At 46.6% G+C, this 13998-nt stretch carries 15 protein-coding genes; 5 read left to right on the top strand and 10 right to left on the bottom strand.

Annotated features, from left to right (window positions below):
* Positions 1 to 82: 82 nt before the first annotated feature.
* The 7 genes from DG177_RS13300 to DG177_RS13270 form a co-directional block, all read right to left on the bottom strand.
* Positions 83 to 1474, bottom strand: coding sequence for a hypothetical protein (locus DG177_RS13300; protein WP_108811916.1), 1392 nt, complete (start codon positions 1472 to 1474; stop codon positions 83 to 85).
* Positions 1475 to 1541: 67 nt separating this feature from the next.
* Positions 1542 to 3521 carry a protein-arginine deiminase family protein gene (locus DG177_RS13295; RefSeq protein ID WP_108811915.1) on the bottom strand — a complete coding sequence of 660 codons (1980 nt, stop codon included), beginning with the start codon at positions 3519 to 3521 and terminating at the stop codon, positions 1542 to 1544.
* Between the two features lie 22 nt (positions 3522 to 3543).
* Positions 3544 to 4587: a trypsin-like peptidase domain-containing protein gene (locus DG177_RS13290; RefSeq protein ID WP_108811914.1), complete on the bottom strand. Its 1044-nt coding sequence runs from the start codon at positions 4585 to 4587 to the stop codon at positions 3544 to 3546.
* 22 nt (positions 4588 to 4609) lie between these two features.
* Complete coding sequence (locus DG177_RS13285) at positions 4610 to 5527, bottom strand: radical SAM protein (protein WP_337659036.1); 918 nt, start codon at positions 5525 to 5527, stop codon at positions 4610 to 4612.
* 45 nt (positions 5528 to 5572) lie between these two features.
* Positions 5573 to 5899: a hypothetical protein gene (locus DG177_RS13280; RefSeq protein WP_108811912.1), complete on the bottom strand. Its 327-nt coding sequence runs from the start codon at positions 5897 to 5899 to the stop codon at positions 5573 to 5575.
* 184 nt (positions 5900 to 6083) lie between these two features.
* The gene (locus DG177_RS13275; protein ID WP_108811911.1) at positions 6084 to 7604 is read right to left on the bottom strand and encodes a recombinase family protein; all 1521 of its coding nucleotides are present in this window, start codon (positions 7602 to 7604) and stop codon (positions 6084 to 6086) included.
* A 212-nt stretch (positions 7605 to 7816) separates the two neighbouring features.
* Complete coding sequence (locus DG177_RS13270) at positions 7817 to 9028, bottom strand: type IV secretory system conjugative DNA transfer family protein (RefSeq protein ID WP_337658832.1); 1212 nt, start codon at positions 9026 to 9028, stop codon at positions 7817 to 7819.
* Positions 9029 to 9159: 131 nt separating this feature from the next.
* Here DG177_RS13270 and DG177_RS13265 point away from each other — a divergent pair, with 131 nt between their 5' ends.
* Positions 9160 to 9507, top strand: a complete 348-nt coding sequence (locus DG177_RS13265) for a DUF3768 domain-containing protein (protein WP_108811909.1) — start codon at positions 9160 to 9162, stop codon at positions 9505 to 9507.
* 40 nt (positions 9508 to 9547) lie between these two features.
* On the opposite strand, the gene DG177_RS13260 is transcribed toward DG177_RS13265, so the two are convergent.
* Complete coding sequence (locus DG177_RS13260; protein WP_108812975.1) at positions 9548 to 9757, bottom strand: hypothetical protein; 210 nt, start codon at positions 9755 to 9757, stop codon at positions 9548 to 9550.
* A 567-nt stretch (positions 9758 to 10324) separates the two neighbouring features.
* Here DG177_RS13260 and DG177_RS13255 point away from each other — a divergent pair.
* The gene (locus tag DG177_RS13255; RefSeq protein ID WP_108811908.1) at positions 10325 to 10675 is read left to right on the top strand and encodes a helix-turn-helix domain-containing protein; all 351 of its coding nucleotides are present in this window, start codon (positions 10325 to 10327) and stop codon (positions 10673 to 10675) included.
* Positions 10662 to 11117, top strand: a complete 456-nt coding sequence (locus DG177_RS13250; RefSeq protein ID WP_337658831.1) for a hypothetical protein — start codon at positions 10662 to 10664, stop codon at positions 11115 to 11117. The genes DG177_RS13255 and DG177_RS13250 overlap by 14 nt, the downstream gene beginning before the upstream one ends.
* A gap of 94 nt (positions 11118 to 11211) precedes the next feature.
* On the opposite strand, the gene DG177_RS17745 is transcribed toward DG177_RS13250, so the two are convergent.
* Together DG177_RS17745 and DG177_RS13245 are read right to left on the bottom strand one after the other, a co-directional pair.
* Complete coding sequence (locus tag DG177_RS17745) at positions 11212 to 11373, bottom strand: hypothetical protein (protein ID WP_337658830.1); 162 nt, start codon at positions 11371 to 11373, stop codon at positions 11212 to 11214.
* Positions 11374 to 11527: 154 nt separating this feature from the next.
* Positions 11528 to 12481: a replication-relaxation family protein gene (locus tag DG177_RS13245; protein ID WP_337658829.1), complete on the bottom strand. Its 954-nt coding sequence runs from the start codon at positions 12479 to 12481 to the stop codon at positions 11528 to 11530.
* Between the two features lie 211 nt (positions 12482 to 12692).
* Between DG177_RS13245 and DG177_RS13240 the strand changes: the two genes are divergently transcribed.
* Positions 12693 to 13256, top strand: coding sequence for a hypothetical protein (locus DG177_RS13240; protein WP_108811905.1), 564 nt, complete (start codon positions 12693 to 12695; stop codon positions 13254 to 13256).
* Positions 13253 to 13972: a hypothetical protein gene (locus DG177_RS13235; protein WP_108811904.1), complete on the top strand. Its 720-nt coding sequence runs from the start codon at positions 13253 to 13255 to the stop codon at positions 13970 to 13972. Before DG177_RS13240 ends, DG177_RS13235 begins: the two co-directional genes overlap by 4 nt.
* Positions 13973 to 13998: the final 26 nt, after the last annotated feature.

The following is a 13998-nucleotide window of genomic DNA, read 5'->3' as shown; positions in this document are numbered from 1 at the left end:
TAACGCAAATTACGGAAAATCTACCTCCCGTGCTTCAGAAATTCTCTTCTATGCAATGAAAGGTTGTCAGCCGCGCGCTTAACTAACGGGTTCTGTCAATATATTTGGTTATACAATGCGCTGCACCGAGATTTTCAGCATAGGGATGAAAATCACCGAGCTGAATTACCTTAAACCCTTCGCTTTTCCAGATTTCCTTATTTGCATCGTCAGTCTTCTTCAACTCTGGCCAAATTCTATGTCCGTAAGTAGGCAACCAAACCGTTTTGTTCTGATCATCGATTTCAACCAGTGCATTGTTCGATGTGGCAAAATACCAAGACCGATGTTTTTCTGACGGGTCGTCAATATACGTAAGGGGTAGAGGATTTCGAACAACCTTGAAATCCATGGCTTCAAGCTGATCTGCTATATCTGAGAAGATCGACGCCATAGCATATCGACTGGTCTGTTCTCCCAAAATACCAGCAGCCATATCAGGATCGCCAACAAACACTCGATAGCGCCCGTCGTCATCGCGGCCCCCTAGAGTTAGAAACATATCAATGTGAAATAGAGGTTGCGCCGTTCCAGTTTTATTTGCCCGATATAATTTTTCAGACCATACCTCACCATGGAGAATGAATCGCTGTTCAATTTCACTTGGAACAGGAAGACGAGAACCAATTTGAATAAACTTTCGATCGTGGTCGAGTGCATCTGAATACGCTCGCGTGACCGCTTCAACTTCAGTTTCACCATTTTGAGGTTTGACATAGCCTAATGTTAAAGAGTTTTTCGGATAGTCAGTTCCGATGAACCAGAAATCATCACCAATAAGAATATTTCCGCCTTGAAAATATAGATTGGTCTGACTTTGTATGATTGAGCTCTTAGAAGCGACGAGATCTGCTATCAGAGCGTCATCTCCGCGCCTAAAAGACGCTGGCTCTACAAAAAAGGTTTCGGAATCACTTAGATCATTTGACATGGCGTAGGCGTCTTCAGCCCAGACAGAGTGTTTTAAGCCGTCTGGTGCGGAAATGATCTTGGAAGAATCTTTGCGACCTACTTGCTTTAAAATGGCTTCGAGCCTTTTGACCGGCGAAAAAACTAGAGTTCCCGAGTTCATCACATTTTCCGTTGTCAGAAATGTTATCTCCGTCCCTGAAGGTAGATCCTTAATGATACTAAATAGAGTGTCGCGCTCAATTTTTATTTTTGCAATTTCAGTATCGGCAAAATCTATTGGGTCAAAATCCCCCTTTTCAATGAACAACCACCAAGGAGGTGTCATCAAAATGCCCGTAATCTTTCCATGTGCGCTCGAAATCAAAGAAGGCTTTTCAAGTTTCTCTATTGATTTTTCAGGCAATAGAGAGAATGTGATAGCCCGGTCACGCAATGTCTTTTCAGTTACCCATGAATCTGTTTGAGTGCGCGGTTCTAAAAATCGGGAAGAGGCTCCATTGGAAATTTCTTTTGGTTCAGACATAGATGAACTCCAATCGCTTATTAGAAAAAGTTTGCAACTTGAAATCTGCGATCACTTTCTCGCCTTTTTATATCCCAGTAGTTTTGATGTCATATCCACCTTCTGGCTTCAATTTCCACCATTTTGATACGGCAAATGGCTTCCTGAGCGCATTAGTGCCGCAATGCACCTCTCCACTTTTTTCATGGTAAGAGTACCAATCGTCGATGAAGATCATGCGACGATCCGGTAGTGCATCTTCGAATGCCTCTTCAAATGCACACTTGCCATCAATTATTGGACCATATGGTTTTGGTACAATACTCAGGTCCTTGTGTACCAAATGGTTAACCATATCTGGGAAAAAAGCCAAAGTTCTTCTTAGATTGTTCTGGTCATCCCGCAAATCTTGGAAGCAAACGGGAATCTCTACAATATCGGCTTCAGCAAGACCGAGTTCTTTCTGGAGAATTGCAACATTGTCATCCATGTAGCCTTGGAAAACCTCATTTGCTTTCCAAAACTCTTTATCCGCAAGTAGTTGATCAACGGATACTTCAGCAGTGTGCCCGGTAACACTTTCTCTCTTTTTTCCGGCAAAAAGAATCTCGCTTCCATAGCCATTTGTTGAAAGATCCTCGAGTATGGAGAGGGTTTTTCGGGGACTAGCTACAAGCGTCTTGAACCCCTGAGCCGCAGTTTCGTTCTCAACAAAACAGACAATCTCATCCACATGGGCAACTTGCAACCAATCAGTAAACAATTCAAAGGGAAACTGTACTTTCTGCGCATAAAGAAACTGCCGAATTTCAGCCATCATCTGCCTAGAAGAGTGGGAAAAATCTGCATCTTTTCGACCACCCACAATAACTCTACCCAGCGGAAAAACCTCCCCGGCAACAACCACTGGGGGAGAAACTTCTAAGTTTCCGAAAGAATCCAGGGAATTTTCAACCCCTCCGCCCACGACAAAGTGGCCGAAATCTGGGCCAAGCATTTTCATTTCAGGGTAGTCATCTAGTCCACGATCTCTCGGACTATCAAAAACAACGGGCAAGCTTCCTCGATGATTTTCAGTGTAACCGATCTCGATCTCATCTTGAATCCAACGATCACCGCGATGATCTTTCTCTTGAATCACTTCCAAAACTAATCCCTCTGCCGCTACAGCAGATTTCAACCCCTTCAGGAATTTCGAATTATCTCCATTTTTCGTTATCTCAGTTGTATAGATTTTTACCGCTGGTTGAGTGTTCGGTGTCATAATCCATGGCGCAACACGCATCATTATCCGATCTTGGGCAAGAACCACTCTACTGCCACTGTTAAGGTCAACTAGTTCGAGATTGAGCAATATCAGTCCCTCAAAATATGGACCTGGATACTCATGTGCAGCGATATACAATTTTTCTCCGCTATAGCTTACTATTCCAGTAGTGAGTGTATCTTGAATTGGTTCGTTTGGTGCCCGACCGATAACCTTTTGAACTCCAACTCCATCCTTCCGAAAAATAGAGAATTTCATAGCGCCTTCAGCAGCCGTGCTAAGTTGGAGCTCAACTCCTTGAGGTAGCGATTTGATGCCCAGTGACCTAATTTCAATTGGCTCACGTTCGTCTAAATAGTTTGACCCGCCAACTAGTGGATCCCGATCATTATCGACCAGAACCATAGCGCCGCGACCTTCTTCGCCCCAGGTCCAATTAGCCTTACCCTCCTCATTTAGCCCTACCGTTCCATCTCGGTCCGCATCGCAATCCAGCATTAGAGTGGCAACGATAACCTTGAGTTTAAATGAATGATCGTTAGCCCCTGCTATGTGAGAAAATTCAATTTCGGCAACCGTCGGCTGACCTAATTTTGTTTGAACTACGAAATCTGTGGCAAAGTACAAATTTACATCAATTTTCTGTTTTTTAGGAAGCCGCTCGGGTTTTCCATCTGACCGGCGAATTGCAAGTATTTGAAAATCACCAGTAACATCGAATTCAAGTTGACCGGTCGCTGCTTCGAGCGAGAAATACTCATATTTTCCAGGGATACTCGTGATGTAAGTTACTTTTTCCATTCCCAATATTCCATTTGTTTCATTAATTGTTGATAATTCGAGCAATTGGCTCAATGCGGTTGCAATCTTCGCCCCGACAACCGCCAACGGGGCACACTAACGATGCAAAACAATCCCCTTGAGGAGCAAAATCCGTTTCACCTCGAACCAAGATCCCTTCGACGTCGTTCGTTTGTGCATTGAAAACGGGAGAGCCCGAATTGCCACCAAATGTATCTAAATTGGCAACGAAGAAATCATCTTGATCATTGATACGGACCTGCGCATTCCCAGCGAATTTTTTGGGAAGCCCCAGCGGATGACCGATCACGTAAAGTGGTGTACTATCAGGTACTCGCCCATTTTTGCGAAGCGTCAAAGGGATCCGACCTTCCACTGGTCGGTCGAGTTTAATTAGTGACCAGTCAGCTCCCATTTCAACATAATCCCCAGCCATGAATTCGGTGGCCGCATAAATGTTCTCCGCATCGACAAGACTTGGCGCGAGCCCAGAGGAATCAATTTCAAAATTGAAAATCAACCTTACACTCTCGATGTTTTGTTCATTTATGCAGTGGTGAGCGGTTGCAACGACATTTGGTTCAACCAGAAAAGCTGTCCCAATGGCACTTGAAGGTTGCTCTTTAAACGGTTCACGGCTGCACAGCGGTTTGCCCGCAAGAGCGCGTTTTACGCCCAGACTAGTAGAACCGATAGAGGATTGGGTATCACTGATGGCAACAATGTCGTTTTGTTTAATAACTGCAGCGACAGATCTTGCTGCTTCTCGATGAACTTCAGATATCACATCGACAATTTCGGTGCGATCATCTTCTCCATACAGGGCTTTCTGACGTTTGTGGAGATGACTGAAAATTACCTCCGTTGATATGCCGGGCATATCATCTTGGCCAATGGGAAGGCTTGTGAATACAGTATCTTCAATACCGCAAAACACGCCACTACTGTGGTCTTGATCTTTTTCAATCGACCAATCTACGGGATCATCAAATTTCCTATTATATCGCCTTGCATCAAGAATTGTACGCAATTCCTCGACACTAAATTTTTCTAGTGCTTGGCTCATGCAGACGTACCCCAACCAAACATCAGGCTATCACTCCAATTTCTTCATTCCCTAACTCATTGAAAGCGCTAGTCAATTCAGCGTAATAAGTTGATGCTGGCGCTTTTTGACATCTTCCACGAGCCGTTTCTATTCGCTCAATATGCCATCGGCTAAAGCTAAATTGATTGGAGTGCTGGCAGATATTACCCAAACTGAATCGGGAATCCAGGTCATAAGAGATTGGCAACAGATTTCCGGTTTCAGTGATTACCAAAGGAGATATCAAGTCGCCCTTTTTTGGGAGTGATAAATGAGCCAATTGCTCCGACGCAACGGCGTCACAATGAAAACTTACGTTAGGATACAATTCCTGGAAGATGCGAACGTTGATTAAGAGCGCAAGCAACTGATGCCCATCGAGATCTCGTAGGCCAGACTGGCCCGATGCGGCCCGTCCAGTCAATGCTAAAGGATGTAGCTGAATTCTATCAAGATCAGTCGCTGCAAGAACATCAACAAGATTGGGAATATGCTGAAGATTGTTGCCGCTGACGGATACAACGGCGCCGACTATTGTCTTAACATCCAAATATTCAGACACCGCCAGAATAGCTCGTTTAAATGAACCTAGTCGTCCCCTTATTTTATCATGCTGGACGGGAAGCCCATCAAAACTAACTGATATTTCATCAATCAGCCCGAGTTTGACTAAAGCCAAAAGTCGGCGTGTCTGCCAACCATTAGAGATCACAGAAATCCCATAGGATTGGTCCTTCAACCCTTTGCACAGCCTTTCGATTTCCGGATATACAGAGGGTTCACCACCCGATATACTAATCCTAGTATAACCCAGTGCCTTCAACTTGCTTGTGAATTGCAAAATTGTATTTGCAGGTAAAAAGGATTCTTGAAGGGGCCCTGACTGGGAGTAACAATGACTACAACGGAAATTACACATTCTTGTTGGGTGTATATGTATAATTTTTGATCGTACCAATGTCATCTAGAGGTTTTCGATGGACTTTGTAATTCGCACTCGTAGACGCTCAGGAAGAGTAATCCCGAGGGGGAAAATTTCTATATTTTGAATCTCTCCGGAAAATGGCTTCAGTACATTTTTCAGGTCAATCTCATCAATAGATTGCTCTAGTTCAACATCGATGCAAATTCCCATTTGGCAAATATCGATCCCAATCACCTCAGATTTTGAAGAATGAATTTCCTTACTCAGAGACTCGATTGTTTTTGTGGGGACCTTACCGGCCGCCAGCTTTGTAGAAATTTTGCGAAACACCGCTTCAACTTCAGGAGTGAGATTTGATGAAGTCATAGTTAAGCCCCCAAATGAATACATTTAAGAATGTCGAACTTGAATCCGACAAAGTATTCGTGATTAATCTCTCGTTTCTTCGAGGTTTTTTTAAAGCGACTCGCAATAACATTATTTCTAGATATTTTTGTAACAACTTGCAACGATATTCTAGTTGACTGTAAGGAATCGAGCATGCGCAAAATCAGGTATTTGTATTAAGCGATTCTACATCCAATAATATTTTAGTGAAATCATTAGACAACTTGTCTGTTTCTGCGGTTCGGCCATCACCCCCATGCGGTTCACCACCGAAGGTAAGCACCATATCTTCTATTCTCTTTACCCAATTTGAGGGTGCTAAATAGACGTCTTTTTCGATGACATGACGGTTCGACGATCCGATTTTGACCAATTGACGTTTCTGAGTCCGATTTGCCAAATCATATGCATTCCCAAGGCTTTTTGCGAGTTCGGCCACTTCTCGAATTTTTACCGCTTTCTGACGTAAATCAGAGGCCTTGGCTCGCTCCTGCTTCAGTTTAGTGATCTCAAACTGGATCTTCGTTTTTCGCTTAGAATAAGTTTCCTGGTCGATAAGACGATCGATCAATGCATCGGTTAAGCGTTCCATTTTGCTTTCAGCCTCTGCCAGTAAGATCGAATTCTTGGGATCAACAAACCCACTCGCCCGTTGGTTTACCCACGCATCCACCTGCTCCATGGTTCTATGAATCGCGTTTTCTTCCAATCGAATCTGTTCGAATAGTTTCCGAATTTGTTCTTCAATGATTTCCTCGCGGACCGAGGTTGTTACACATTCACGGCGTTTGCAGCGATAATAGACATGGCCTTTCTGAAGTTCAGGTACCATTGGTCCGGTGCATAAGCCGCAACGAAACAAACCTTGAAAGATGTGATTATGGCGCGTGACTTTCTTGCCGCATTTGTCCGATTTTAACTGCTGGACATGCTCAAAAAGCGACACAGGAATAATCGGTTCATGAACTCCGTCAAAAGTTTCTCCGGTGCTTCTTATTCTGATGATACCGCAGTAGAAGGGGTTATTGATGATCGTCTCAAGTCCGCGCATTGACAGTTTGACATTTTGGCGACCGCTCAGACCGCGTTTGCGCATTTCAAGAAGCAAGCTGTTAAACGAATGTTCTCCAGTTGCGTAAAGCTCGAACGCTTCACGAATTAACTGTGCGGTCTTGGGATCAAGAGTCTTTGGCTTGCCTCCACCATTGTTCAAGTAGCCGATCGGCGCAGGCCATGGATAAAGCCCCTGTTTGAGGCGGCCGTTTATACCCTTCCGGATTTCATCTTTGAGATTTCGAATATAATCAGCGGCAATGACCGCCTGGATATCGGCTGTGAGACGTCCGCCGCGTGAGCGCATGTCCATATCTTCGTGGGCAAAACGTACATCAATTCCGGCATCGATCAAATCACCTACTTTTCCCCAATCAGTGAAGTTACGAGCAGAGCGATCAATCTTGTGGAAAATCACGGCGTCTGCTTTGCCTCGGCGCAAGGCGGCAAGCATCGCATTGAAACGCGGACGGCCTCGCTTGGCGGCAGTTTCAGTTTCTTTGAACCATTCGATAATGTCAAAACCATTGCGGCGGGCAAAGTCGCTGATCGCTTCTTTTTGTGCGTCTAGAGAAACTCCTTCCCCCTGTTTGACAGTGGAGACGCGGACATAACCGTAGCATCGTTTCATAGTTCATTTTGCTATATTTCGGACTCTATCAAATTTTCAGATTCTGTCGAATCGTCATCTGCCCATGGCCACGTTCCTTCGGCTTCCATGCGCTCGTAGATTGCTTTGCAGATTTTGAGATATTCCTCGAATTGATCATCTTCGTTCATGTCCTCATTATGCCGCTTCTAAAGCTTGGGACGTAGGGGCGCTGATATCGGTATCCCCGAAATCTAGAATGACGTCCGGGCAGAAAATATCCGGCTCTTTTGACCGCCAACCATCAACTGCACGGAACAGTGATAGTTTGGCATTCTCTGCAAATTGATTGGCGACAGACCATCCAGTTGCTTGGCAAGAACTCCTGCATCTCTCGCTCCCACCCGAAAAGCCATGATGCTGCCGACATTGCCGATAATCGCATCAAAAATATCGCGATCGGTCTGTCCAATATGCTGGTGAGATAAAACTAGACCCAGCGCATATTTACGGGCTTCGGGAAGCAGATCGGCGAAGGCGGTGGAAGTAAGCGAGTGAAATTCATCGACGTAAAGAAAGAAAGGTCGGCGCTGGCTTTCGGCTATGTCATGGCGTGAGAAAGCGGCATGCATTATGTTAGCGGCGATGAGACCACCGAGCACATTGGCGCTGCTTGCTCCAATTTTGCCTTTTGCGAGATTGACGATCAGCGCCTGACCATCGTCCATAATCTTTCGAAATCGCAGCGGTTTTTCAGGCGTACATAAAGCGCGGCGGATGCGAGGATTGGCAAGAAAAGCGCCAAGCTTGTTCGCAATTGGTGAGACACCATCGATGGAAGTAGCATAGTTCATTTTGGGATATTCTTGGGTCCAGAAAGCACGGACTTGCTCGTCAGTAACCTTTGCCACAACGGAGCGCCGAAAATCCTTATCAACGAATAGCGGTACGATTTCGCTGATGTCTGCGCTGGGCTGTTCCAGAAGCGCCAGTGCGGCATAGCGCAATAGGTGCTCCATGCGCGCACCCCAACTATCGGCCCATTGCTTCTTGAGGGTTTCGATCAATCCCGCAGCGATTAGCGGGCGCAATTGAGCCGACGAACGAGTGAGCGGATTATAGCCATAGGGTGAATTTTCATCGGCAATAGACCAGTAAATAGCATGATCGCCTAATTCGTCTGCCAGCGCCGATGCCAAATCGCCATGCGGGTCGATCAGGCAAAAGCCGTGCTGCTGGCTCACATCCTGACGCACCAGATTGCCGAGCAAAGTGGATTTTCCGGTTCCAGTCTGGCCAATGATATAAAGATGATGAAGCCGGTCGGCTTGATAGATACCAAAGCGGCGATCACCATAGCGATGATAGGCGAGACCAAGCTGCGTCACCGTATTGGGTTTATGATGCATGCCGATATTGTGAGGCGGAGAGTCCGTTTTCTGTAGAGGCGCGCATATCGGTGTCACCGATATGCTGCCCCCTATGGCCGCTATCTTGCTTTGCTATTCTGAGCGTAGAAGAGTTCCATGGTTGAAGCGTCCTTTTTCAGGGGATGCGCCTGAAATGGTTTTGGCGCATCCAATGGAAAGGGACGCTCATGACTGAAACAGATGAAGATCATAAAACAGCCAAGATCAGACGGCTCAATGACCGACTGCGCTGCCATGGACTTGGCCAAGGATCGGTTTTCGTAACCAACGGCATTCAAGATCGGGGCTACGAATTTGGCGTCAAAGCGCTGCAACAGGTGCGCGACTTTGATCGCTTCACGGATGACAATGATCCGCATGGTGAGCATGATTTTGGCGCGTTCGACTTGGATGGCCAGCGATTGTTTTGGAAGATCGACTATTACGATCCCAGCCTACAAAACGCCTCGAATGATCCAGCATGCGAAACGGAGACACATCGCGTGCTCACGATCATGCTGGCAAGTGAATATTAGATTGCGGCCACTCCCGAAAAAGGAGTGGCCGATTTTGTATTCAGCTTTCGTTTTGCTCTCGTTCTTTGATAGCGCGCAATACCATGCGTCCACGCATCGGAACTGCGTGGCAGATGACAGAAAAGCCAAGGCCGTCTTTATTCGGCCAGGCAGCACCAATGTCGGTCCAATTGGCGTTCTCGCCATCCCCATCAACGCGGTAAAGACGATGCGAAGGCATGCCGGTAGTAGATTGAGATTGATTGGTCATGAAAAGCTCCTGAAAAATTGATACCGCGAGACCATCCCGCGGCTTCATGGGAGCCAAAAAGGCCAAGCGAAAAGTGGCTAGTCACACCGCGCGACATGCGCCCGTAAGGGCCTGGAGCTGCACAAGCAACGCGCGGAAGCGAAGGCGGTTGACAAGGCGCGCAGCTGGGCCAAAAGCGAACCCAAGAACCCGCAAAGATCGATATCGCGTTTCCACCGATCAGCGCTTTGCACATAGTCTGTAAGATTGCGCGCGATGCTGTGTCATAATGAGTTAATGCTAGGGAACGATCGATATGCTGCCCTCTAGCTTTAAGCCGAGAATTTGCGATTATCTGTTCATCTGACACACTGGGCGACCGCCGCCGCCGAGAAGAACCACCAGCGCGCTCGAAGTAGATCCGAAAAGGTTTCTACCTTTTCGGCCTCTCGCATCCATCGAGACGCGCTGGTTTTTTTCATATTGAGGGGGCGGCGGTCGAAATCGGTCATACCGATATGCTGTCCCCTATGGCGGGACCTGTAATCATCCTAAACTGGATGGGTTAGTCGATAAGTTCATTCACATATGTCAAAACAATTTGCTTTTGATCTGCGTCTTGCGCGCAAAAAATCCGGGTTGATGCAGCGTGACGTCGCGCAGCTTTTAGGCGTTGCCCAAGCCACCTTATCTGATCTTGAAAATGGTCGCTACCGGCCAAGTATCGAACATATTTGCACGCTTTCTCTAATCTATGGCCGCAATTTTGAACAATTTTTTGCCGAAATACTCGGTGAAGCACGCGAGCAGCTCCGGGGACGTATTACAGAAATTTCGCATATCGGAAGTCAGGGAGCCGACGGTTTGAGAAGAGAGGCAACGCTTCAGAAACTAGAAGAGCGATTAGCCGCTGAAGAAGGATCGGATGAAATGGGATAGAATGACGGCGATTGCTTCGCGATCTGGACAATTGGGTACTGTCTGTCTGATAAGACACGATTTGCTCCATTGGGAGATGAGCGTCAAATATGCACGGTCACCGGAACTCGCCGCGACATATGCGAAGAAGATGATCGACAGGTTCGAACCAGATATTTTTGTATGCGAAAATCTTACAACTGCGCATAGGAAATCATCACGCACGAAAGGAATTTTGAAATCACTTTCTGAGGTCGCCGAAACCAGCAAAACGCAGGCGGTGACCATTGGTCGCATCCAGCGCCACCCAAGCAAGCAAGTCGAAGCTGTTCATATTGCAAAGCGGCATCCTGCTCTCGCGCGATATGTGCCGCCACCCCGACGCGTTTTTGATGATGAGCCCAGAGCCTATGTCCTATTTGAAGCGATTGCATTGGCTGAAGAAGCGGCGCTGATGCAGTGAGCGAGAAATTTCGCATGTTTAAAGATAAACACTAAAACGAAAAAGGGCGCCAATATCGGCGCCCTTTTGTCGTTAAAATTTGATTGCTGCAGGCTCAGCGATAACGGCGGGGACGTTTTGGCTTGCCGCTCATGATATCGGTAGTACTCACGAATTCACGTTTTGCTGTTGAACCGACTGCTGCAAATTCCTGAAGCACGCCCCAGCTCAATTCATCGATCAATCCACGCTGCTTTTCCTTCTTTTTCCGTGCCATGATATTATCTCCATTGTTTCCGCCAGCATCTGTGATGGCATCTAAAGATATACCCTAAAGCATTGATATTAAACATATTAAATATAGACTCACATAGCTGAACATATCGGTATTGCGCGATTTTGGAGTCCAAAATAAATACCCGATTCGATATTCATCGAATGCGGGTTTTATCTTCCAAGCCATACCAATATCCTTCGAGAAGGGTCGATTTTGGATGGGGCGGGCGAATTGGCCCACCGAAATCTTCCCAGCATTGAAATAGTTGATAGCTGTTCCCGTGCGGAAAATATTCTGCAGTCAGCGCCAACATGCGTTCCAATCGAGCTTCGCTTGTCACAACGTTCAGAACCATCATGGGGGCTGTGAGATTTAGATGATCTTGATAGCCTCCGCACTCTATGTAATCCTCATATTGCTGCAAATGCCGTATGAAGCTCTTTCGATGAATCTGAGCCGAGCGCAATGGTTCTGTTGATCTATCCGCTTCCAATGTGAAAAACCGATATCTCTTTCCTGCAGGCATCAAATATTCCAATCCAAACACCGCGTCGGGCAGAAGTTCTTTCTTATATGTCGCACCGCTATCCGGATCACATATAGATGTCGCCCAACGCAGTGGTTGATCAGCTCTGTCTAGTATTTTTGATTGTGGGATGTAATTGATGTCCTGTCGGTCGATGCAGGCCAAATCTACAGAAGCGGTGATAGAGCTCACCATCAGGCTATGCTGCCAAGGACCGGATCGCCTGGGGTTTAACGAGCAGCCAGATTTGCGCAGCGCGGCAATAGATGCAGGTGACAGTTCGTAGACGAGCTGATTGTAGCGCGCGTCAATCGTACGAAATTGCTGCAAGGGTCGCGTGAGATATGTGCCTTTGTCCGGTGTGTTCTCCTCATTAAAGAGATCGGTTAGTCGTTCCTTGGCGCGCTTTTCTGATTTGTGGGTGCGCTTTCCATATTCAAGCAAAAAGGATGATGGAAGAGGGCCATGTTCGGCCAATTTTTCGAGCCAAAGAAGATCGCGGGGTTGAAGCGAAACTCGCTTTCCAGTTGAAGAGGGTTTTATTCGGGTGCGACGTCCAATCTTGTCATATTTGTGGTTCATAGCTCGACCTTTGATAAATGGATGAACCATTTAATGCACAATCAAAGCCCTGTAACCGTGCGGTATTTTCAGGGGGGCTCAGGCTTGCAAGGCTATGAGATGATATGCGACGTGGCATTTTTTTGTCGGTTTATGATTCGATTGACAAAAGGCCAGTAGTGACCTTATTTGTCCTCAGTCCTAGGACAGCGGACGAATAAGTAGGGTTGTGATGAAAAGCCAAGATATTGTTATATTGTTCAAGCTCTTGAGCTTAGAAGAACAAGAAAAATTCGGTTCTCCTAACGGCTATGGGGAATTGTCTAGCAGTGTAGACCCTTATGCTGTTCGCAGTCTAGAAGCGTCATTGGGCATCAGCAAAACAGAAATAAGTGCTTCGCTCAAGCGAAGTATTGGATCAAAACTAGCTGCAAAATTGCAGGGAATCACGAGAGCCAACCGACGTAATCTTGCTGAGTTTGTTATGCATGGGCTGAAATATGCATTCCCTGTAAAACCAAGCGCACCGCAACGAGGCATACCGACGGCATTTGCCGCGCCGATGCTAAAAGGGCAACTAGTCAGTGCGGGAGAAGAAATTTATGTATGGCCTTATCCCGAAGGTCAGAAGCGAGGATTAGCAGTAAAACCATTGTTTCGATCTGTGCCGAAAGCTGCGCTCGCAGATGAACGGCTATATGAATATCTTGCTCTCGCCGATGCCTTAAGACTTGGCGGACCGAGAGAGTCCGGGCTGGCGAAAGAAATGCTGGAAACTAGGATAATCGGGCAATGACAATTCAGGGCCAGCTTCTGGAAATGCTTGAAACTGTATCCGAGGCGCTTGGCGACGAGATGCTAAGTCAAATGGTTTTCGTTGGCGGCTGTTCAACGGCGGTCCTCATCACCGATGAAATAACACTGCAAGAGGTTCGAGCAACTGATGACGTAGATTTGATCGTCACCCTTGAGGGAATGACCGAATGGTATCAGTTAGAGCAAAAACTCCGCGAACAAGGATTTACCATCTCTTCGCAAGATGAGGTTCTCTGTCGCATGCGGCTTGGCAACCTCAAGGTCGATTTTATGCCAGATGATCCGGAAATTCTTGGATTCACGAACCGCTGGTATGAAAGGGGCATCCAGACATCAGTCAAATATGCTCTACCAAGCGGACGAACAATCAAGCATCTTACGTCCCCGCTATTCCTCGCTACCAAATTCGAGGCTTATAATGGCCGAGGGAACGACGATCCGCTTGGCAGCCACGATTTGGAAGATGTCGTAATCCTTGTTGACGGTCGCCCGGCACTTGGTGAAGAGGTTGCCACTGCAGATGAAGACGTTCGTCAATATATAGCCGAGCAGTTTTTCGCTCTAAAAAATCACCGCGATTTTGACCATTTTCTCTACGGCAATATCAACGAGGAAGATGGACGAGTTGACATTGTGCGCGACCGTATCGAAGCGATCATTGCCATTGTGCCTCCAGAAGAGGGAAAAGGCCAATAATGTGAGGCGACAAAATAGTTAGCAAA

The sequence above is a fragment of the Sphingorhabdus sp. Alg231-15 genome, assembly GCF_900149705.1.
Lineage (GTDB): Bacteria > Pseudomonadota > Alphaproteobacteria > Sphingomonadales > Sphingomonadaceae > Parasphingorhabdus.
Note: the sequence above shows the minus strand (reverse complement) of the source record. Positions and strands in the feature narration are given on the sequence as shown.

Bases quoted from the DNA above. Each gene is read 5' to 3' on its own strand.
- DG177_RS13235 (WP_108811904.1), top strand. From the start codon at position 13,253: ATGACAATTCAGGGCCAGCTTCTGGAAATGCTTGAAACTGTATCCGAG.
- DG177_RS13285 (WP_337659036.1), bottom strand. From the start codon at position 5,527: ATGTGTAATTTCCGTTGTAGTCATTGTTACTCCCAGTCAGGGCCCCTT.
- DG177_RS13260 (WP_108812975.1), bottom strand. From the start codon at position 9,757: ATGACCAATCAATCTCAATCTACTACCGGCATGCCTTCGCATCGTCTT.
- DG177_RS13245 (WP_337658829.1), bottom strand. From the start codon at position 12,481: ATGAACCACAAATATGACAAGATTGGACGTCGCACCCGAATAAAACCC.
- DG177_RS13240 (WP_108811905.1), top strand. From the start codon at position 12,693: ATGAAAAGCCAAGATATTGTTATATTGTTCAAGCTCTTGAGCTTAGAA.
- DG177_RS13250 (WP_337658831.1), top strand. From the start codon at position 10,662: ATGAAATGGGATAGAATGACGGCGATTGCTTCGCGATCTGGACAATTG.
- DG177_RS13265 (WP_108811909.1), top strand. From the start codon at position 9,160: ATGACTGAAACAGATGAAGATCATAAAACAGCCAAGATCAGACGGCTC.
- DG177_RS13275 (WP_108811911.1), bottom strand. From the start codon at position 7,604: ATGAAACGATGCTACGGTTATGTCCGCGTCTCCACTGTCAAACAGGGG.
- DG177_RS13300 (WP_108811916.1), bottom strand. From the start codon at position 1,474: ATGTCTGAACCAAAAGAAATTTCCAATGGAGCCTCTTCCCGATTTTTA.
- DG177_RS17745 (WP_337658830.1), bottom strand. From the start codon at position 11,373: ATGGCACGGAAAAAGAAGGAAAAGCAGCGTGGATTGATCGATGAATTG.
- DG177_RS13255 (WP_108811908.1), top strand. From the start codon at position 10,325: ATGTCAAAACAATTTGCTTTTGATCTGCGTCTTGCGCGCAAAAAATCC.
- DG177_RS13280 (WP_108811912.1), bottom strand. From the start codon at position 5,899: ATGACTTCATCAAATCTCACTCCTGAAGTTGAAGCGGTGTTTCGCAAA.
- DG177_RS13290 (WP_108811914.1), bottom strand. From the start codon at position 4,587: ATGAGCCAAGCACTAGAAAAATTTAGTGTCGAGGAATTGCGTACAATT.
- DG177_RS13295 (WP_108811915.1), bottom strand. From the start codon at position 3,521: ATGGAAAAAGTAACTTACATCACGAGTATCCCTGGAAAATATGAGTAT.